The organism is Zobellella aerophila (assembly GCF_039539325.1).
Classification (GTDB): domain Bacteria; phylum Pseudomonadota; class Gammaproteobacteria; order Enterobacterales; family Aeromonadaceae; genus Oceanimonas; species Oceanimonas aerophila.
In genome coordinates this window covers 629532-649130 of record NZ_BAABCX010000002.1, presented here as the reverse complement: position 1 = coordinate 649130, position 19599 = coordinate 629532, and the positions used below count along the sequence as shown (strand labels likewise).

Here is a 19599-nt window from a genome sequence, read left to right as displayed (position 1 = left end):
GCCATGAGTCATGATAAAAAAAGTATTCACAATGATGAAGTGGACTATGATGCCGATGTCGAGCAGGACGCGAACGATGATGAGGCCATCACCGATGAGCAGGAGGAAGTCCTCGAAGAGGAGATCCTGAGTGCGCCCAGTCAACGCAGCCTGGATGTGACCCAGATGTATTTGGGGGAAATCGGTTTTTCTCCACTGCTTACCGCAGAAGAAGAGGTGCACTATGCCCGCCGGGCCTTGCGTGGTGATCTGGCGGCGCGCAAGCGGATGATTGAATCCAACTTGCGGCTGGTGGTGAAAATTTCCCGTCGTTATAACAACCGGGGACTGGCGCTGCTGGATCTGATTGAAGAGGGCAACCTGGGCCTGATCCGCGCGGTTGAGAAATTCGATCCTGAACGCGGTTTCCGTTTTTCCACCTATGCGACCTGGTGGATCCGCCAGACCATAGAGCGGGCCATCATGAACCAGACCCGTACCATACGTTTACCCATCCATGTAGTGAAAGAGCTCAATGTCTACCTGAGGACAGCCCGGGAGCTCGCCCATCGGCTCGATCATGAGCCCACCGCGGAGGAAATCGCCGAAGCCCTCGACAAATCGGTCGAAGACGTGTCCCGTATGCTGAAGCTGAATGAGAAGATCAGCTCGGTGGATATGCCCATCGGTGGTGACGGCGATAAGGCCTTGCTGGATGTGATCACCGACGAGCGGGATACGGATCCTGAGAGTGAGACTCAGGACGACGATATGCGGCTCAGCCTGGTGCACTGGCTGGAGGAGCTGAACCCCAAGCAGCGGGAAGTGCTGGCTCGTCGTTTTGGCCTGCTGGGGTATGAGGCCTCCACCCTGGAGGATGTGGGGCGGGAGATCGGCCTGACCCGGGAGCGGGTACGGCAGATCCAGGTTGAAGCCCTGCGCCGGTTAAAGGATATTCTGACCCAGCAGGGACTGTCTATCGATACCCTGTTTCATGATGACTAAATAGCCGACTGTAATTGTGCTACAGAGGTCAGGTCCGAATACAGACACGCCGTAGACCCATCCTTGGAGGCTCCGCCGCACCACCGACCGCCACGGATGGCGGAAATGCCGGAACGGCAGGAGCATTTTCCGGCCCTGGTGCGGAGGGTCTGCTTATCGGATCCTGACCGCCGTCTCAAATATAGCGGTATTGGTATCAGTTATTTCAGCGCTCTCAGCCACTGTGATCGGCGGGGATCGGGGCTTGCTAAACCCCGATCCCCTTTTGCCAATCCCCAATCCCCAATCCCCAATCCCTTTACGCCCTGGCCGCCTTTAACCGGTACAGCAGATCCAGCGCTTCTTTCGGGCTCAGGTTGTCCGGATCCAGCTGATCGAGCAACAGGAGGGCGCCATCTTCCGCACCCAACGGCAGCTGTTGCTGGACGGGAGCCTGCTGCGGCAAGGCTGCGGAGGAGGGTTTCTGACCTGCTTCCAGCTCACTCAGCTTTTGTTTGGCCAGGCTCAGTACGGTTTTTGGCACACCCGCCAGGGCGGCCACCTGCAAGCCGTAGGAGCGGCTGGCGGCCCCTTCCTGTACCGCATGCATAAAGGCGATGGTGTCCTGGTGCTCGACCGCATCCAGGTGGACATTGGCCACGGCTGGCCATAGTTCGGCCAGTTGGGTCAGCTCAAAATAATGAGTGGCAAACAGGGTATAGGCGTGCAACCGGTTGGCAAGGGCGTCGGCGCAGGCCCAGGCCAGGGCCAGTCCATCGTAGGTGCTGGTGCCGCGACCGATTTCATCCATCAGGATCAGGCTGTGGCGGCTGGCGTTGTTGAGGATATTGGCGGTTTCCGTCATTTCGACCATAAAGGTGGAACGCCCGGAGGCCAGATCGTCGGAGGCGCCGATACGGGTAAATATACGGTCTATCCGGCCGATCCTGGCCTTTTGCGCCGGGACATAGGAGCCGATGTAGGCCATTAGCACGATCAGGGCCGTTTGTCGCATATAGGTTGATTTTCCCCCCATATTCGGCCCTGTTATCACCAGCATCTTGCGGCTGGACGACAGCGCCAGGGGATTGGCGATAAAGGGCTCCGCCATCACCTGCTCGACCACTGGATGGCGTCCTTCCTCTATCTCGATCACTTCACCTTCGGTCAGCTCTGGACGGCAATAGCCAAGGGTCTCGGCGCGCTCCGCCAGATTGGCAAACACATCACACTCGGCCAGGGCCGCGGCGCTTTGTTGCAGTGGCGCCAGCTCTTGCAACAGGCGGTCGAGCAGGGCTTCGTACAGTTTTTTCTCCAGCGCCAGGCCCTTGCTCTGGGCGTTAAGAACTTTGTCTTCGTATTCTTTCAGCTCGGGAATGATGTAACGTTCATTGTTTTTCAGGGTCTGGCGGCGTACATAGTGGGGCGGCACCAGATGGGCACTGGCGCGCCCCACCTCTATGTAGAAGCCATGCACCCGGTTATAGGCCACCTTCAGGGTATGGATGCCGGTACCGATCTTTTCCCTTTGTTCCAGCTCTTCCAGGTAACGATGGGCGCCGGCCGCCAGCTCGCGAAGTTCATCCAGATCGGGATGGTAACCATCGCGGATCACCCCGCCGTCTCGTATCAACACCGGGGGGGTGTCGACGATGGCGTTTTCCAGCAAGGCGGCCAGTTCGGGGAAGGTGGAAATACGCCTGGCCAGGGGATCCAGGCAGCTGGGGACACTTTCGGCAAACAGACCCTGCAGTTCGGGCAGGGTCTGCAGGGCCGAGCGCAGCCGACTCAGGTCCCGGGGACGGGCCGAGCGCAGGGCCAGGCGGGCCAGCACCCGCTCCATATCGCCGATCTGGCGCAGCAGCGGTTGGATATCTTCATGACGGCTATGTTCCTGCAGGATGGCGATCAGATCCTGGCGCCGCTGCAATTCCGGCAGGTTGCGGCTGGGTTGATGCAGCCAGCGTTTGAGCAGGCGGCTGCCCATGGGGGTGGCGGTGTTGTCCAGCACTTCCGCCAGGGTGTTCTCCATGGTGCCGGACAGGTTCAGGGTCAGCTCCAGGTTGCGGCGGGTGGCCGCATCCATGATCACCATGTCCTGGGCCCGCTCCAGACGAATGGCATTGATATGGGGCAGGGCGGTACGCTGGGTATCCTTCACATATTGCAGCAGGCAGCCGGCGGCGCACAGGGCCGTGCCGGCCTGCTCCACACCGAAACCGACTAGGTCCCGGGTACCGAACTGCTGGCACAACAGGTGTCGTGCCGTGCCCAGATCAAATTCCCACTCCGGCCGGCGGCGCAGGCCCTTGCGCTGTTCTATCAGCCCGAACCAGGCAAAGCCCTCCGGGTATAGCAGTTCGGCCGGTTGGGTGCGTTGCAGTTCGGCTGCCAGGGCCTCTTCTTCTTGAAACTGATTGATCACGAAGCGGCCGGTACTGACGTCGATGATGCCGTAACCGAATTGCTGACCATCGTGGTACACGGCGGCCAGGCAGTTGTCCTGGCGCTCAACGAGCAGGGCTTCATCGGACAGGGTGCCGGGGGTCACGATGCGCATCACCTGCCGTTCGACCGGTCCCTTGCTGGTGGCGGGATCACCTATCTGCTCACAAATGGCCACCGACTCCCCCAGTTGCACCAGGCGGGCCAGGTAGTTCTCGACCGCATGGTGAGGTACGCCGGCCATGGGGATCGGGGTGCCGGCAGACTGGCCCCGCTTGGTCAGGGAGATATCCAGCAGGCGGGAGGCTTTCTTGGCATCGTCATAAAACAGCTCGTAAAAATCACCCATACGATAAAACAGCAAGATATCGGGATGCTGGGCTTTCAGGGAAAGATACTGCTGCATCATAGGTGTGTGACTTTGCGTGTTTTCTTTGTTTTTCACTTGCTTGACCATCATTAGCCCATGTTTATAAAAATTTTGTTGTTTCGTGCGTTTCTCGCATCGTCTCATATTGTGTCATCAGGTATCACTGAAACCTGCTCAAGCCCGGCCAACCGACTGAGGTGCTCACAGCATTCTTCCAGTCCCCTATCAGGAATATTGGTTATACCTAGCAACAATCCGCTCTGGGATTGCGCCTGACTGGCATACCAACTGGACAGAGCCATGGGGGCCAAGTTGAACGCCAGCGCCTGCTGCGCAATATCGACGTCGTCAGAGCCATCCGGCAGATGTAGGAGCAGTGCCAATCCAGCCATGGCTTCAGTCGCAGCCGGGGCCTTCAAGGCATGTTGTAATGCCGCCAAGCGTGAGCGGTAAATCCGTTTCATTCTGCGCAAATGGCGTAGGTAATGCCCCTTACGCATAAATTCGGCGAGCGCCAGCTGACTGGCCATGGATGTGGCGGGTGCTAAGGCGGCGGCGATATCGCCAGCATGATTAGCCAGCGCCGGTGGTACAACGACAAAGCCGAGGCGGAGGCCGGGGCTGATGGTTTTGCTAAAGGTGCCAACATGGATAACCCGACCGTAACTGTCCTGCGATGCTAACGCCGGTGCGGCTCGGCCGACAAGCTGCAGCTCGCTTAAATAGTCGTCTTCGATGATCCAGCTACCACTTTCAGCAGCCCACTCCAGCAGTTGATGACGCCGTGCCAACGATAAGGTCATGCCTAGTGGTGCTTGCTGCCCTGCCGTGACGACGGCTAAAGCCGCCTTGGCTGCAACGGCGATACCTTCGTCAACGTTAAGACCCTGTTCGTCTACGCCGACGGGAATAGGCTCAATCCCTGCCATGGAGAGCGCCATGCGAGTCAATGGATAACAGGGATCTTCAACCCAGGCCGACTTTCCCTGCAAGCCAAGCGCATGGAGGAGCAAACCCAGGGCGCCGGTATATCCGGAGGTGATGATGATCTGTGCCGGCGAGCAGATAAGCCCCCGCGCTACGGATAAGTAAGCCGCGATTTCGGTGCGTAAAGCCGGCTCCCCCCGAGGGTCGGGATAGCTGACTGCCGCCATGGCAGCCTGACCGGCGGCGCGCGCGGCGATACGTGCCCACACCTTGCCCGGAAACACATCCTGCGCCGGTACTCCGACCTGGAACACCAACGGCATACTGCTGAAAGGGTGCTGGTAAATGGTTGGCAAAGGCGCGCGCAAGCCGCCGATATCGGGCTGCTGAATCACCGGCAAGCGCTGCGCGACAAAAGTGCCCGCCGCGCCATGTGATACGATTAATTGCTCGTCAATCAGTCTTTCATAAGCGGCGCGAACCGTGCCGCGAGCAACCCCAAGCTGAACGCTCAGATCGTTCCATGAAGGCAGCCGTGCTCCGGCGTAGAGCTGCCCCTGACGAATCGACAGGCCAATGGCCGCCGCTATCTGCTCAACCAGCGACTCCCCCGCTTCACGATGGATCTCGATACGTAAATCATTCATAACGCACTGCCTGTTTGCTGAGATGACTAAATAACTGTTCCCAATATTGCTACATCGACCGGGTAGCATATGCAGACACGCCATGCATTCGTCCCTGAGGGCTCCGCTGCGCCATCCCTGGCGCAGAGGGTCTGCTTAGCGATACCCGGTCGCTGTCTTGAGTGACCTACTATTCGGAATAGCTATTTAGCACTGGATTTGACCAAACTGCCCGGAGCAGCTCAGTTAGGACGCATCAATGGTACAGTGAAAATGCATGTTCATGGTCCTTATTATTATATTGTAAGGCCGTATGCTGGAAGGCATTAGACTATCGACGCCATAGCCGCATTAAGGAGCTTGCCTTGCGATTACCATCCCTTGCTACGTTTGTTAAACAACTGGCCACAGTGCTGGTTTTATTGAACTTTGCTCAGTTTTCCTACGCTGACAGCAGCTTTGACGCCGAAGGTGAGCGCCGCGCCAAGGGCGCGGGAGCCTCACTGGCCGGTCAGCTTGGCCCGGTTGCAGAGCTGGAAACCATTGATGGCGAAAAGATTAACCTAGTGCAACTCTATGGGAAAAAGCCGGTTTACTTGAAATTCTGGGCCACCTGGTGTGTGCCTTGCCGCCAACAAATGCCAGGGTTCGAGGACATCCAGCAAAAGTTCGGCGATAAGATACAGGTCATTGCGGTGAATACCGGCTTCGCCGACGATATCGAGTCTATACATGCATACCGTAAAGAGCATGGGTTAACCATGCCCATAGTGATTGACGATGGCAGCTTGGCTACAGGGGTGAACCTGAGGGTGACGCCTCAGCACGTTGTGATTGGCCGTGATGGCCGGATTGCTCATATCGGTCACCTGGATAACGAAGAGCTGCATGCGGCGCTGCGGCATGCGGTGGCAGAAGACGACGACCTGGCAGCTCAAGCGGCCACTGACAAAACCACACAAATCACGCAGTTTGAAGTGGGTGACAAGGTGAGCGATCTGCAGATCACCATGCTGGATGGCACTCGGGTCAGTCTCGCCGCACCTGCCAACCACAAACCACGCGCGCTGGTTTTCTTTGCTCCTTGGTGTGAGTCATACCTTGCAGAAAGCCGCCCTCGGACTTCCCAAGCCTGTCGGCGCGTGCGCGAGGATGTAGATAAGTTGATAGCACAAGGGGGCCTTGACTGGCTGGGGATTTCATCGGGCTTGTGGGTATCGACCGCGGATCTGCAGGACTATAAAGATAGCTCCAGCAGCCGCCTGCCGCTGGCGCTTGACGAAGATGACTCGCTCTTTCGCGCTTTCGGTATCCGCGACATTCCCAGTATCGTATTGCTGGATGCCCAGGGGCGCGTAGCCGATATTCTGGGCCCCCAGGACGCAGAATTGGTCGATGCGGTCAACGCCCTGCAATAACCCGCCGAGTGAGCCCGAGGGTACCGGCTTGGCGCTGAGGAACCAGCTCGGTGCCATGTAACTCCTTATCTGGCCAGGATACTTATGAAACTATTGCCGCTAAAGATGTTGCTGCTCAGTCTTTTCCTGTGTGTAACAACAGCGAGACTGGCGGCGGTAGAAATACCCGGCACCGAGGATGTTTTGATTGCCTCTTCTCTGGTCGCCGCCAGTACAACCCCCGCGGCCGGCTCCACCACGACCTTGGCCATCCACATGGAGCCGAAGGGTGAATGGCACGGGTACTGGAAGCAGCCGGGCGATGCCGGATTGCCGCCACAATTGACCTGGCACCTCCCTCCAGGGGTCAGCGTCGGTGAGCCCGCTTATCCGCTGCCGGAAACGCTGCTGATCGACGGTCTGATGAACCATGTCTACGGGCATCCGTACGCACTGTTGGTTGAACTGGACATTGCAGACGACCTGCCAATCGGCACACCGCTACCGATTCGCTTGGATATGCAGTATCTTGCCTGCCGCTACGATGCGTGCGTACCCGAGCGGGCCTCCCTCCAGACAAGGCTGCACATCGGCAAGGGTGAACAGGATCCTGAGCTGGCGGCGCGTTTTGCCCAGTGGCGTCAGGCGCTGCCAAGACCGCTCGCCGCACCGGCCCAGTTTACCCTGTCTGGCGATACCTTACGCCTTAGTGTTCCACTGCCAGCCAGTGTGACGGTCGACAACCCCCATCTGTTTTCCGCGGCCAAGAACGTCATTGTTGATGCCGTGCCACAGCGGTTTGAACGTCGAGACGATCAGTTCATCGTAGAAACGCGGGTCGGCATTCAACCGGCGGAGTCATTCGCTGCCATGCTGGTGCTGGGTAATGGCCTGGGCCTGGATCTGGAGGCGAAACTTGAAGCCGTTCCCGTTGCTGGCGACACCAGTTTGTCGGTCATGCTGATTGCGCTGGCGGGCGCGGTTGTCGGTGGCTTGCTTCTTAACCTCATGCCCTGTGTGTTTCCGATCCTCAGTCTCAAAGCCATGAGTCTGGCTCGTTCGGGCACCAGTGCCAGTACCGCTCGCCGCGAAGCGGCTGCCTATGCTGCCGGTGTGGTGCTGGTGAGTGTGTTGTTGGGCGGATTATTGCTTGCCCTGCGCGCAGGAGGTGCTCAGATTGGGTGGGCCTTTCAGTTGCAAGATCCGCGCATGATCCTGGCGCTATTGCTGCTGACTTGCGCCATAGCCTTCAATCTTGCCGGGCTGTTTGAACTTGGCTCAGTCAATGCCGGCTCCAGGCTTACCTATCGCAGCGGCACCGCGGGGGCGTTTTGGACCGGAGCCCTGGCTGCCTTCGTCGCCACCCCCTGCACCGGCCCGTTTATGGCCGCGGCACTGGGTACCGCTCTGATACTGCCGCCACTGGCTGCGGTGCTGGTATTTGCCGGCCTTGGTCTGGGCATTGCGCTGCCTTTTCTGCTGCTTGGCTTCATCCCGGCCTTGCAGCGGCGTATGCCAAAGCCGGGACCTTGGATGGCAACACTACGCCATGTGCTGGCGGTGCCGATGTTTCTAACGACGCTGGCACTGCTGTGGGTGCTCGGCCAGCAAGTATCGGCCAATGCGCTTATCGCATCGGTAGGTTGCGCCATGTTGCTGGCACTTGGACTCTGGCTGACGGGCCTGCGACAGCGCACCCTGAAACCGGCTGCCTGGGTTCCTGCTGTATGGGCCGCGCTGCTTGCCGTTGGTCTTGGTTTGAGTCAAGTGGCTGAGCAAACGGCTTCGCCCTCGCGATCGGATCACCTCGTTTTTAACCAAGAACGGCTGGCTGAACTACGGGAAAAAAAGGTGCCGGTGTTTCTTTATTTCACTGCCGACTGGTGTATGACCTGTAAAGTCAACGAACAGGTCGCTATCGACCGCAGCGCAACCGAACAGGCCTTTGCCGCCGCGAATGTGCAAGTGATGCGTGGCGACTGGACCAACGGCGATGCGGCTATTACCGCCTTCCTGGAGCGCCATGGCCGTTCCGGCGTGCCCTTGTATCTCTGGTATGAACCAGGACAAAGTGAGCCCCAGGTGTTGCCCCAGATACTAGGACCAGAAACACTCGTCAAGCTGACTCGGCCATGAGCGACACCGCTCATGGCCCTACTTACAACGAGGAGTTCATATGGAAAACTTACTGGTTATTAACACCAGTCCACAGGGTAGCGCGTCATATAGCAGGCAAATGACCGAGCGGTTCATCCGTTTATGGCGGCACAAGCATCCGAGCGGTAATATCCTGTATCGGGAACTGGGCAATCAGCCTGTTCCCCATATTACCGAGCAATGGATAAACGCAGCCTTCACGCCGGGCGAAGCCAGAAGCCAGGCCGAGCGGGATGTCTTAGCCCTCAGCGATGAGCTGGTCAAGGAGTTGCAAGACGCCACCACCATTTTGATTGGTTGCCCGATGCACAACTTGTCCATCCCCAGCACGCTAAAGGCCTATATTGACCAAGTTGTCCGTATGGGGCTCACCACCACACTGGTGCCCGACAGGCCGCATAGCCCCTATGTCGGACTGCTGGAAAACAAAAAAGCCTATATCATGCTGGTGCGCGGTGGTTACGGTTATGACAAAGGTGGATGTTACTCGCAGATGAATTTCCAGGAGCCCTACCTGGCCGCCGTCCTGAACATGATGGGCATCACTCAGGTTGAGACGGTTACCCTTGAGTATGCAGCGAGCAACGACGGCCGCTTTGATTGTTCCCTCGAACGGGCCAAGGCACGTATCGATGCGGTATTGGGGGGGCCTGCCCACAAAAAGTAGGCGCCGGATTATATACATTTCCGTTCAAACTCCGCAGGGCTTGGGTAGCCTGGAGCGGAGCGCCTAGCTATGAATGCCTTTTTGACTCATGCCAGCCCTGCAGTCGGCTCCGGCTTAGCTATAAAAACGGTGGCCAATATCACGCGACCACTACCGGGAGAGGTCTTGCTTCATACTTACAATCAATGCTTTATGATTTCATTTTCGGGTATTTTAAGCACCCGTGTGTCTGCTCCCCGCCATCGGGGTTTGCGCCGGCTGGGCAAGTCGTCATAATAACAGGATATTTGGCTCAGGATCGTATGATGCACCGGGATACACACCTTATTCAGCTGGCCCAGTCTCTGGGGCGGGCCTTGTTTGCCCGCGGCTTGCTGGCCACCACGGCAGAATCCTGCACCGGCGGTGGGGTAGCTTATGCCCTTACCGAAATAGCGGGAAGTTCCGCCTGGTTCGACCGCAGTTTTGTCACCTACTCCAATGCGGCTAAGACCGAAATGCTGGGGGTGCCCGCCGGGCTTATCGCAGAGCAGGGGGCGGTCAGTGAAGCCGTGGTGATGGCCATGGCCAAAGGTGCCTGCACCCATTCCAATGCGCAACTGAGTGTGGCCATCAGTGGTATTGCCGGGCCCGATGGCGGCACCCCCGATAAGCCGGTCGGCACCGTCTGGCTGGCCTGGTATCTGCAGCCGGAAGACAAAATCACCAGCCGTTGTCTGACCCTTGCCGGTGATCGGGCTCGGATCAGGTCGCAGGCGATCGCCGCGGCCCTCGAAGGCTGCCTCCAGCAGTTGGATTGAACTCGCACTTGATACTGTACGAATAAACAGTATACTCACTAGGTTATTACACGCTTTTACGCTTTATTCAGCGGAGACTTGCATGGATCAGAACAAAGAAAAAGCCTTGGCTGCCGCCCTCGGCCAGATTGAAAAACAATTTGGTAAGGGCTCCATTATGCGCCTGGGCGATAACAAGGCCTTGAATGTCGAGGCCATTTCTACCGGCTCCCTGTCGCTGGATATCGCCCTTGGCATCGGTGGCCTGCCTACCGGTCGAATCGTCGAAATTTATGGCCCGGAATCTTCCGGCAAGACGACCCTGACCCTGCAGGTGGTGGCCGAGGCCCAGCGCCAGGGCAAGGTCTGTGCCTTCGTCGATGCCGAACATGCCCTGGATCCGGTTTACGCTGGCAAGCTGGGCGTGAATGTGGATGATCTGCTGGTGTCCCAGCCCGATACCGGTGAGCAGGCGCTGGAAATCTGCGACATGCTGGTGCGCTCCGGGGCCGTCGATGTGATCATCGTCGACTCGGTGGCGGCACTGACGCCCCGCGCCGAGATTGAAGGTGAGATGGGCGACTCCCATGTGGGCCTGCAGGCCCGCTTGATGTCCCAGGCGTTGCGCAAGTTGACCGGTAATATCAAGAGCGCCAACTGCCTGTGCATCTTTATCAACCAGATCCGCATGAAGATCGGCGTGATGTTCGGCAGCCCGGAAACCACTACCGGCGGCAACGCGCTCAAGTTCTACGCCTCGGTGCGCCTGGACATCCGTCGTATCGGTTCCATCAAGGAGGGCGATGAGGTGGTGGGTAACGAAACCCGGGTCAAGGTGGTCAAGAACAAGGTGGCGCCGCCGTTCAAGCAAGCCGAGTTCCAGATCCTCTATGGTGCCGGCATTTCCAAGGAAGGCGAACTGATCGAGTTGGGTGTCAAGCACAAGCTGATCGAAAAGGCCGGCGCCTGGTACAGCTACAAGGGCGACAAGATCGGCCAGGGCAAGGCCAATTCGATCAAATATCTGCTGGAGCACAAGCCTGTCTCCGACGAGATCGAGCAGCAGTTGCGGCAGATGCTGCTGTTGGCCCCTGGTTCGGTGCAAGGCGAAGGCAGCAAGGAAGCGGATGCGGTTTCCGAGTTTGAGGGCACCGACGGCAGCGAGCACGAATTCTGATCCCGGGGGCCGTTAATTCGGCCCTATCCTGGAGGGCCGAGGCGGAGATTTCCCGCCCCGGCGTGCGTGTTCCCATATGAATGAAGACGAGCAACAAGCCTGGGACAGCGCCTTGCGGCTGCTGTCCCGCCGTGAGCACAGCCGTCGTGAGTTGCTGACCAAACTACGCCAGCGGCAATTCTCCGAGCCGCAGATCACCAGGGTGCTCGATCGGCTGGAACAGCAAAATTGGCTGCGGGACAGCCGCTTTGCCGCCCTGCTGGTGCGGCAGCAGATATTGAAAAAGCATGGCCCCATGCGTATCAGGGCCGAACTGTTTCAGAAGGGCGTTGCCCAGTCCTTGGGCGAGCAGGCGCTGGCCGAAGCGGAGGTCGACTGGTTCGAACTGGCCAAGACCTGTTACCTTTCCCGTTTTGCGCCTGAACCCACCCTGTTGCCTAAAGAGCGCGCCAGACGGATACGCTATTTACAGGGCCGGGGATTCAATCATGAACATATTCAGTATGCGATGAGCCGGGACGGGGACTAACCTCTTCAAATGTGTCCAAAGCTGATACTGACGGGCAATTTCTTTGCCATATTCGCCCCCAATTTCAGGGGGCGTTTTACATTAAGCCGGATAACTTTTAAATTATCAGGGTTAACGCCTATCGATCTCCGGAACATAACAGGATTGTCCATGCAGATGACCACATCTGAGTTACGCACCGCGTTTCTCGAGTATTTTCGCAATCACGGCCATCAGGTCGTGTCTTCCAGTTCGCTGGTTCCCCATAACGATCCGACCCTGCTGTTTACCAATGCGGGCATGAACCAGTTCAAGGATCTGTTCCTGGGGATAGAGCAACGGGCCTATAACAGGGCGGTGACTTCCCAGCGTTGTGTCCGGGCCGGCGGCAAACATAATGATTTGGAAAACGTGGGTTATACCGCCCGTCACCATACCTTCTTTGAAATGCTGGGTAACTTCAGCTTCGGTGATTATTTCAAGCGGGATGCGATCCGCTTTGCCTGGGGATTTCTGACTGGTGAGGTCAAGCTGCCCAAGGACAAATTGTGGATTACCGTCTATGAAACCGATGATGAAGCCTTCGACATCTGGAACAAGGAAATAGGGGTGCCGGCCGAGCGCATAGTGCGGATCGGCGACAACAAGGGGGCAAGATTCGCCTCCGACAACTTCTGGACCATGGGTGATACCGGCCCCTGCGGCCCCTGTACCGAAATCTTCTACGATCACGGTGAGCAGATCTGGGGGGGGCCTCCCGGCAGCCCGGAAGAGGACGGCGATCGCTATATCGAAATCTGGAACTTGGTGTTTATGCAGTTCAACCGCCACGCGGACGGCACCATGGAACCCTTGCCCAAGCCGTCGGTCGACACCGGCATGGGGCTGGAGCGGATTGCCACCATACTGCAGGGCGTGCATTCCAACTACGAGATTGACCTGTTCCAGGCACTGATCAAGGCGGCGGCCGAGGCGGTGGGTACCCGTGATCTGGATAACAAGTCCCTGCGGGTGATTGCGGATCATATCCGTTCCTGTTCTTTCCTGATCGCCGACGGCGTGATGCCGTCCAATGAGGGCCGTGGCTATGTACTGCGTCGCATCATTCGTCGTGCCGTGCGCCATGGCCGCAAGCTGGGGGCCACCGCTTCCTTCTTCCATACCCTGGTCGGCGCTCTCTGCGAGCAGATGTCCGATGCCTACCCGGAACTGAATACCCAGCGCGGCCTGATTGAAAAAGTGTTGCGGCTGGAAGAAGAGCAGTTTGCCCGTACCCTGGATCGGGGCCTACAACTGCTGGAGGACGCCATCGTCGAGCTGGGCGGCAGCAAGGTGCTGCCTGGGGAAGTGGTATTCAAGCTGTATGATACCTATGGCTTCCCCGCCGATCTGACGGCGGACGTGCTGCGCGATCGGGAGCTAAGCATCGATGAGGCCGGCTTTGAAAGTCTGATGAATCAGCAGCGGGAGCGGGCGAAAGAAGCTTCCAACTTCGGGGCCGATTACACCAAGGTGCTCAAGGTAGAGGGGCGCAGTGATTTTACCGGCTACCAGCACCTGGCCGACGCCACCCAGGTGACCGCCCTGTTCCGTGACGGCGAGGCCGTACCGGCGCTGATCGCCGGGGAGGAAGGGGCTGTGGTGCTGGCGAAAACGCCGTTTTACGCCGAGTCCGGCGGCCAGGTGGGGGATGCCGGGGTGCTGAAGATGGATGATGGCCTGTTCGTGGTGAAAGACACCCAGAAGACAGGTAACGCCATCCTGCACCTGGGTTATCTGGAGCTGGGCACCCTGGAAGTCGGTGAGGAGGTCACCGCCGAGGTAGATGGCGACCGCCGTAATGCCACCGCCCTCAACCATTCGGTGACCCACCTGTTGCATGCCTGTTTACGTAAACTGCTAGGTAAGCATGTGGTTCAGAAAGGCTCCCTGGTCGGCCCGGACCGGTTGCGTTTCGACTTCTCCCACTTGGAGGCCATGAGTGCCCAGGAAGTGCGGGAAGTGGAAGATATGGTGAACCAGGAAATCCGGGCCAACCATGCGGTATCCACCGAGCTGATGGATCTGGATGAAGCCAAGGAAACCGGCGCCATGGCGCAGTTTGGCGAGAAATACGAAGATGAGGTACGGGTGGTGGCCATGGGTGACGCTTCTACCGAACTGTGTGGCGGTACCCATGTGCAGCGTACCGGCGATATCGGCCTGTTCAAGATCTTATCGGAGAGCGGCATCGCCGCCGGGACCCGTCGCATCGAGGCGGTGACCGGTGCCGCGGCCCTGGCCTATCTGCACCAGTTGGATCAGGAAATCGCCCAGACCGCGGGTCTGGTCAAAGGTGACTTGTTTTCCGTTTCCGCCAAGGTCAAGCAGGTGCTGGAGCGCAGCCGCCAGCTGGAAAAGGAAGTTAAGCAGCTCAAGGCCAAGTTGACCGCCCATGCGGGCGCCTCCCTGCTGGAGCAGGTGAGGGAAGTCAACGGCATCAAGGTACTGGTGGCCAATCTGGACGGAGTGGATGCCAAGTCTTTGCGCGGTTCCCTGGATGATCTCAAGAACAAGCTACAGTCCGGCGTGGTGCTGCTGGCGACCGTCAATGACGACAAGGTCAGCCTGATAGCCGGGGTCACCAAGGATCTGACCGACAAGGTCAAGGCCGGAGAGCTGGTGAATGTTGTGGCCCAGCAGGTGGGCGGCAAGGGCGGCGGCAGACCCGATATGGCCCAGGCTGGCGGCACAGAGCCGGCCCGCTTGCCCACTGCCCTGGCCTCTGTCACCCCTTGGCTGACAGAGCGGTTATAATCACCAAGGGGCCTGTCATCGACTGGCCCCTTGAATTTTAATATATCGCCCCCACCTGTTACCTAGCATAATGCTAGGTTTTTTAGCGCACATATTAGATAATAAATAACATTTATAATGAAAAACCGGATTAAACAGGAGCAGCCTAAATGCTGATATTGACGCGTCGAGTAGGGGAAACCCTGATGATAGGTGATGAAGTCACCGTAACCGTATTGGGTGTTAAAGGTAACCAGGTACGCATTGGCGTGAACGCGCCGAAAGAAGTCTCTGTGCACCGCGAAGAAATTTATATGCGCATACAGGCAGAGAAAGCACCGGGCCAGGAAGGCAATTACTAAGCATCCCGGGGCGTTTTTTGTTCGGGTTGCTGGCTTTTAACTCATTGTGTTTAAAGACTGTTCGAACGATGAAATCAGGTTGGAAAAATGTTTGACTTATTTTGGCCTGGCGGTAATATACGCCCCGCAAACACGGTGAGGTGGCCGAGAGGCTGAAGGCGCTCCCCTGCTAAGGGAGTATGCGGCTTATACCCGCATCGAGGGTTCGAATCCCTCCTTCACCGCCATTTACGCATCCGTAGCTCAGCTGGATAGAGTACTCGGCTACGAACCGAGCGGTCGGAGGTTCGAATCCTCCCGGATGCGCCATATTTCAAGTCAGTGTTAGATATTTAGATAATGCATCCGTAGCTCAGCTGGATAGAGTACTCGGCTACGAACCGAGCGGTCGGAGGTTCGAATCCTCCCGGATGCGCCATCTAAAATAACCACCCTGACCATTCAAGGTTTCAAGAAGCATCCGTAGCTCAGCTGGATAGAGTACTCGGCTACGAACCGAGCGGTCGGAGGTTCGAATCCTCCCGGATGCGCCATATCAGAAAAAGCCGGCTGACAGCCGGCTTTTTCGTTTTTGTCTTCCTGCCAGTTTCCGCCGCTATCGGTTTTTTGTCCCCTTGCCTGTTTCCGCCTCTCGCCATCCGGCAGTACCATGTAGTGATCTTTTGTATACAAAAAACATATTTTATGCATTTTTTGCATGTTTATTCTTAAATATCAGCATTAAATATGAGTAATTCGCGCTGGTTTATATTTTTTTTTTGTAATCTTTACAACATTTTTTAAGTTGTAACATTGCCAAGCCAGCCTCAAGCTGGGTATGCTCTTGGCCGGATATTTAGACAGCAAGGAGCATGCTGATGACCGATGCTACATCACAACTGCTTGAAGCCGGCTCCCTGATGGGGTTGGGAATGGCGTTTGTTTTTGCCTTTCTTTCCCTGGTGATCCTGGCGGTCAAGATTCTCTCCCGCTTTGCCGCCGAGGCGGCCCCTGTTCCCGCAACTGCCGCCTCGGCTGCGATTGCGACACAGCAAGGGCTGTCATCGCAGCAATTGGCCGCCATCAGTGCCGCCATAGCGCAATATAAGAAAAATAAAAAAATCTAGGCCTGTTTCAGGCCTGGACAACCGAAAACGGAACTTAACGGAGCTTCGTCAACTATGACTAAACCACTTGCCATCACAGATGTGGTGTTGCGTGACGCCCACCAATCCCTGCTTGCCACCCGCCTGCGGCTGGAAGATATGTTACCCATTGCCGAGAAGCTGGATGATATCGGCTACTGGTCACTGGAAACCTGGGGCGGTGCGACTTTTGATGCCTGTATTCGCTACCTGGGCGAAGATCCCTGGGAGCGCCTGCGCGCCCTGAAAAAGGCCATGCCCAAAACCAGGCAGCAGATGTTGTTGCGTGGTCAGAACCTGCTGGGCTACCGCCACTACGCGGATGATCTGGTTTACAAATTTGTCGAGCGTGCCCGTACCAACGGCATGGATGTCTATCGTATCTTCGATGCCATGAACGATGTGCGCAACCTGGAAACCGCCATCAAGGCCACCATCGCCGTTGAAGGTCATGCCCAGGGCACCATTTCCTATACCACCTCACCGGTGCACACCCTGCAGATGTGGGTAGACATGGCCAAGCGTCTGCAGGACTTGGGCTGCCACTCGATCTGTATCAAGGATATGTCCGGCCTGCTCAAGCCCTATGAGGCCGAGAAGCTGATCAAGAGCATCAAGGCCGAGGTGGATCTGCCCCTGGCTCTGCACTGCCACGCCACTACCGGTCTGAGCCTGCCTACCCATATGAAGGCGATCGATGCCGGCATCGATATACTGGATACCGCCATCTCTTCCATGAGCATGACCTATGGCCATTCGCCGACCGAAACTCTGGTGGCCATGGTCGAAGGCACGGATCGGGATACCGGCCTGGACCTGACCAAGCTGGAAGAAATCGCCAGCTATTTCCGCGAAGTGCGCAAAAAATATGCCCAGTTCGAAGGCAGCCTGAAAGGGGTGGATTCCCGTATCCTGCTGGCCCAGGTACCCGGTGGCATGCTGACCAACATGGAAAGCCAGCTGAGGGAGCAGGGCGCCGCCGACAAGATGGACGAAGTGCTGCAGGAAATCCCCCGGGTACGGGAAGATTTGGGCTTTATCCCCCTGGTGACCCCCACCTCCCAGATTGTAGGCACCCAGTCGGTGATCAACGTGCTGACCGGTGAGCGCTACAAGAGCATCACCAAGGAGACCGCCGGTATCCTGAAGGGCGAATATGGCGCGGCCCCCGCCCCGGTCAACAAGGAATTGCAACAGCGGGTACTGGCCGGTGCCGAGCCTATAACCTGCCGCCCGGCGGATCTGCTCAGCGACGAGCTGGACAAGCTGACTGCTGAATTCGGCGATATTGCTAAGGCCGAAGGGCTGCGGGTGGCCGATGCGGTGGTGGACGACGTGTTGACCTACGCCCTGTTCCCGCAGATCGGCCTGAAATTTATCCGTAATCGGGATGATGCCAGCGCCTTTGAACCTGCGCCTAGCATAGAGAGTGCCAAGGCCGCGGCGGCAACCGCCGTCAGCCAGCCGGCGGGCGGGCCGGAGGTGTATGCGGTCAGGATCGATGGTCGGGTCTACGAAGTGGAGGTAGGACCTTCCGGCAGCATTAGCGCCGTACACAACGCACAGGGAGCACCCGCCCCGGTCGCGGCTGCTCCGCAAGCGCCTGCGGCGCCTGCCGGCTCCGGTGAGGCCGTGCCGGCTCCGCTGGCCGGTAATATCTTCAAGGTGGTGGCCAAGCAGGGCACCCAGGTGGCCGCCGGTGATGTGCTGCTGATCCTGGAAGCCATGAAGATGGAAACCGAAGTGCGCGCGTCCCGCGCCGGCCAAGTGCTGAATGTGCTGGTGAAGGAGGGGGATGCCGTATCCGTTGGCGATCCCCTGATCAGCCTGGCCTAAGGAGCAAAAATGGATTCTTTGCTAACCCTGTGGCTGGAAACCGGTCTGGCCAACTTCCACTGGAAGCAGCTGGTGATGATCGCGGTCGGCCTGTTGCTTATCTATCTCGCCATTGCCAGGGGCTTTGAGCCCCTGCTGCTGCTGCCCATCGGTTTCGGTGGCGTGCTGGCCAATATTCCCAATGCGGGCATGGCCGAGCCGGGCGGGATCCTTTATTACGTCTATGAAGTGGGTATCGGCTCGGGCGTGTTCCCGCTGCTGATCTTCATGGGGGTAGGGGCCATGACCGACTTCGGTGCCCTGATCGCCAATCCCAAGACGCTGTTGTTGGGAGCGGCCGCGCAGCTGGGTATTTTTGCCACCCTGTTCGGCGCCATCGCCTTGAACTTCCTGCCGGGTTTCAACTTTACCCTGGCGGATGCCTCGGCCATCGCCATCATCGGCGGGGCGGACGGGCCCACCGCCATCTTCCTGGCATCCAAGCTGGCACCGGATCTGCTGGGTGCCATCGCGGTGGCGGCATACTCCTACATGGCGTTGGTGCCGATCATTCAGCCGCCGATCATGAGGCTGCTGACCACGGAGCAGGAGCGTTCCATCCAGATGGCCCAGCTGCGTCATGTGAGCAAGCGGGAGAAGGTATTGTTCCCGCTGGCGGTGCTGACCCTGACCATACTGTTCCTGCCCTCGGCCACGCCGCTGGTGGGTATGTTCTGTCTGGGTAACCTGATGAAGGAATCGGGGGTGGTGGATCGGCTGTCGAAGACGGCCCAGAACGAGTTGATCAACATAGTCACCATCTTCCTGGGTCTGGCGGTGGGCTCCAAGCTGTCGGCAGACAAGTTCCTGAACGTTGAGACCCTGGGTATCCTGGGCCTGGGTGCGGTGGCCTTTTCCATCGGTACCGCCGGCGGCCTGCTGATGGGCAAGCTGATGTGCAAGCTGTCCGGTGGCAAGGTAAACCCGCTGATCGGTGCCGCCGGTGTGTCTGCCGTACCCATGGCGGCCCGGGTGGTCAACAAGATGGGTCTGGAAGCTAACCACCAGAACTTCCTGCTGATGCATGCCATGGGTCCCAATGTGGCCGGTGTGCTGGGCTCGGCGGTCGCCGCCGGCGTGCTGCTGGCGCTGGTGGGCTAAGCACTGCTTTGATTAGGTAAAAGGCGCCTGCGGGCGCCTTTTCTATTTTCAGTGCCTGATAAGCAACGCACTAGTCGGCCAAAAGCATCTACTCCGCCGACTCGCTGTCACATCCCTGTTCGCTCAAGACATGCCATCCCTAGCATATCTTGGTCGGCGGAGCAGATACCTTCACCCTCCTTTAAAGATAAGATGCCGGATGTTCGAGCTGTTAATATCGGCGCTGGCTGTTTTTACATTCCCACGCGAAGCATGGGTGCTAAATAACTGTTCCTAATTGTGCTACAGAAATCAGGCTCGAACGCAGACACGCCGTAAACCCATCCTTGGGGGCTCCGCCGCGCCA

General features: G+C 57.9%; 14 protein-coding genes and 4 tRNA genes. 16 read left to right on the top strand and 2 right to left on the bottom strand.

Annotation, left to right across the window (positions count from 1 at the left end):
* Positions 1 to 3: 3 nt before the first annotated feature.
* Entirely contained in the window at positions 4 to 984 is a 981-nt protein-coding gene (gene rpoS / locus ABD806_RS10655) for an RNA polymerase sigma factor RpoS (protein ID WP_344957708.1), read from the top strand.
* 298 nt (positions 985 to 1282) lie between these two features.
* Here rpoS and mutS read toward each other — a convergent pair whose 3' ends face one another.
* On the bottom strand, positions 1283 to 3853 hold the full coding sequence (gene mutS, locus ABD806_RS10650; RefSeq protein WP_344957706.1) for a DNA mismatch repair protein MutS: 2571 nt from the start codon (positions 3851 to 3853) through the stop codon (positions 1283 to 1285).
* Between the two features lie 65 nt (positions 3854 to 3918).
* The gene (gene pdxR / locus ABD806_RS10645; RefSeq protein ID WP_344957704.1) at positions 3919 to 5352 is read right to left on the bottom strand and encodes a MocR-like pyridoxine biosynthesis transcription factor PdxR; all 1434 of its coding nucleotides are present in this window, start codon (positions 5350 to 5352) and stop codon (positions 3919 to 3921) included.
* A 344-nt stretch (positions 5353 to 5696) separates the two neighbouring features.
* Between pdxR and ABD806_RS10640 the strand changes: the two genes are divergently transcribed.
* The 15 genes from ABD806_RS10640 to ABD806_RS10570 all read left to right on the top strand — a co-directional run bounded on the left by ABD806_RS10640 (position 5697) and on the right by ABD806_RS10570 (position 19253).
* Positions 5697 to 6749 (top strand): TlpA family protein disulfide reductase, encoded by a 1053-nt coding sequence (locus ABD806_RS10640; RefSeq protein ID WP_344957702.1) that lies wholly within the window; start codon positions 5697 to 5699, stop codon positions 6747 to 6749.
* Positions 6750 to 6833: 84 nt separating this feature from the next.
* Positions 6834 to 8864, top strand: coding sequence for a protein-disulfide reductase DsbD family protein (locus ABD806_RS10635; protein WP_344957700.1), 2031 nt, complete (start codon positions 6834 to 6836; stop codon positions 8862 to 8864).
* Between the two features lie 40 nt (positions 8865 to 8904).
* Positions 8905 to 9552, top strand: coding sequence for an FMN-dependent NADH-azoreductase (locus ABD806_RS10630; protein WP_344957698.1), 648 nt, complete (start codon positions 8905 to 8907; stop codon positions 9550 to 9552).
* 305 nt (positions 9553 to 9857) lie between these two features.
* Positions 9858 to 10352 carry a CinA family protein gene (locus ABD806_RS10625; protein ID WP_344957696.1) on the top strand — a complete coding sequence of 165 codons (495 nt, stop codon included), beginning with the start codon at positions 9858 to 9860 and terminating at the stop codon, positions 10350 to 10352.
* Between the two features lie 82 nt (positions 10353 to 10434).
* The gene (recA, locus tag ABD806_RS10620; RefSeq protein ID WP_344957694.1) at positions 10435 to 11508 is read left to right on the top strand and encodes a recombinase RecA; all 1074 of its coding nucleotides are present in this window, start codon (positions 10435 to 10437) and stop codon (positions 11506 to 11508) included.
* Positions 11509 to 11584: 76 nt separating this feature from the next.
* Positions 11585 to 12037 carry a regulatory protein RecX gene (locus ABD806_RS10615; RefSeq protein ID WP_344957692.1) on the top strand — a complete coding sequence of 151 codons (453 nt, stop codon included), beginning with the start codon at positions 11585 to 11587 and terminating at the stop codon, positions 12035 to 12037.
* 150 nt (positions 12038 to 12187) lie between these two features.
* Positions 12188 to 14812, top strand: coding sequence for an alanine--tRNA ligase (gene alaS, locus ABD806_RS10610; protein WP_344957690.1), 2625 nt, complete (start codon positions 12188 to 12190; stop codon positions 14810 to 14812).
* 149 nt (positions 14813 to 14961) lie between these two features.
* Positions 14962 to 15153 carry a carbon storage regulator CsrA gene (gene csrA, locus ABD806_RS10605; protein WP_116474299.1) on the top strand — a complete coding sequence of 64 codons (192 nt, stop codon included), beginning with the start codon at positions 14962 to 14964 and terminating at the stop codon, positions 15151 to 15153.
* A 134-nt stretch (positions 15154 to 15287) separates the two neighbouring features.
* A tRNA-Ser gene (locus tag ABD806_RS10600) sits at positions 15288 to 15380 on the top strand.
* 5 nt (positions 15381 to 15385) lie between these two features.
* Positions 15386 to 15462, top strand: a tRNA-Arg gene (locus ABD806_RS10595).
* Between the two features lie 32 nt (positions 15463 to 15494).
* A tRNA-Arg gene (locus tag ABD806_RS10590) sits at positions 15495 to 15571 on the top strand.
* Between the two features lie 38 nt (positions 15572 to 15609).
* Positions 15610 to 15686: transfer RNA gene (locus ABD806_RS10585), tRNA-Arg, on the top strand.
* Positions 15687 to 16004: 318 nt separating this feature from the next.
* Positions 16005 to 16259, top strand: a complete 255-nt coding sequence (locus ABD806_RS10580) for an OadG family protein (protein ID WP_344957687.1) — start codon at positions 16005 to 16007, stop codon at positions 16257 to 16259.
* Between the two features lie 54 nt (positions 16260 to 16313).
* Complete coding sequence (gene oadA / locus ABD806_RS10575) at positions 16314 to 18113, top strand: sodium-extruding oxaloacetate decarboxylase subunit alpha (protein ID WP_344957685.1); 1800 nt, start codon at positions 16314 to 16316, stop codon at positions 18111 to 18113.
* Between the two features lie 9 nt (positions 18114 to 18122).
* Positions 18123 to 19253, top strand: a complete 1131-nt coding sequence (locus ABD806_RS10570) for a sodium ion-translocating decarboxylase subunit beta (protein ID WP_344957683.1) — start codon at positions 18123 to 18125, stop codon at positions 19251 to 19253.
* Positions 19254 to 19599 lie beyond the last annotated feature (346 nt).

Excerpts from the sequence above, each read along its gene's own strand:
- pdxR (WP_344957704.1), bottom strand. The coding sequence starts at position 5,352 with ATGAATGATTTACGTATCGAGATCCATCGTGAAGCGGGGGAGTCGCTG.
- recA (WP_344957694.1), top strand. The coding sequence starts at position 10,435 with ATGGATCAGAACAAAGAAAAAGCCTTGGCTGCCGCCCTCGGCCAGATT.
- ABD806_RS10615 (WP_344957692.1), top strand. The coding sequence starts at position 11,585 with ATGAATGAAGACGAGCAACAAGCCTGGGACAGCGCCTTGCGGCTGCTG.
- ABD806_RS10580 (WP_344957687.1), top strand. The coding sequence starts at position 16,005 with ATGCTGATGACCGATGCTACATCACAACTGCTTGAAGCCGGCTCCCTG.
- csrA (WP_116474299.1), top strand. The coding sequence starts at position 14,962 with ATGCTGATATTGACGCGTCGAGTAGGGGAAACCCTGATGATAGGTGAT.
- rpoS (WP_344957708.1), top strand. The coding sequence starts at position 4 with ATGAGTCATGATAAAAAAAGTATTCACAATGATGAAGTGGACTATGAT.
- ABD806_RS10625 (WP_344957696.1), top strand. The coding sequence starts at position 9,858 with ATGCACCGGGATACACACCTTATTCAGCTGGCCCAGTCTCTGGGGCGG.
- ABD806_RS10630 (WP_344957698.1), top strand. The coding sequence starts at position 8,905 with ATGGAAAACTTACTGGTTATTAACACCAGTCCACAGGGTAGCGCGTCA.
- ABD806_RS10570 (WP_344957683.1), top strand. The coding sequence starts at position 18,123 with ATGGATTCTTTGCTAACCCTGTGGCTGGAAACCGGTCTGGCCAACTTC.
- ABD806_RS10635 (WP_344957700.1), top strand. The coding sequence starts at position 6,834 with ATGAAACTATTGCCGCTAAAGATGTTGCTGCTCAGTCTTTTCCTGTGT.
- alaS (WP_344957690.1), top strand. The coding sequence starts at position 12,188 with ATGCAGATGACCACATCTGAGTTACGCACCGCGTTTCTCGAGTATTTT.
- oadA (WP_344957685.1), top strand. The coding sequence starts at position 16,314 with ATGACTAAACCACTTGCCATCACAGATGTGGTGTTGCGTGACGCCCAC.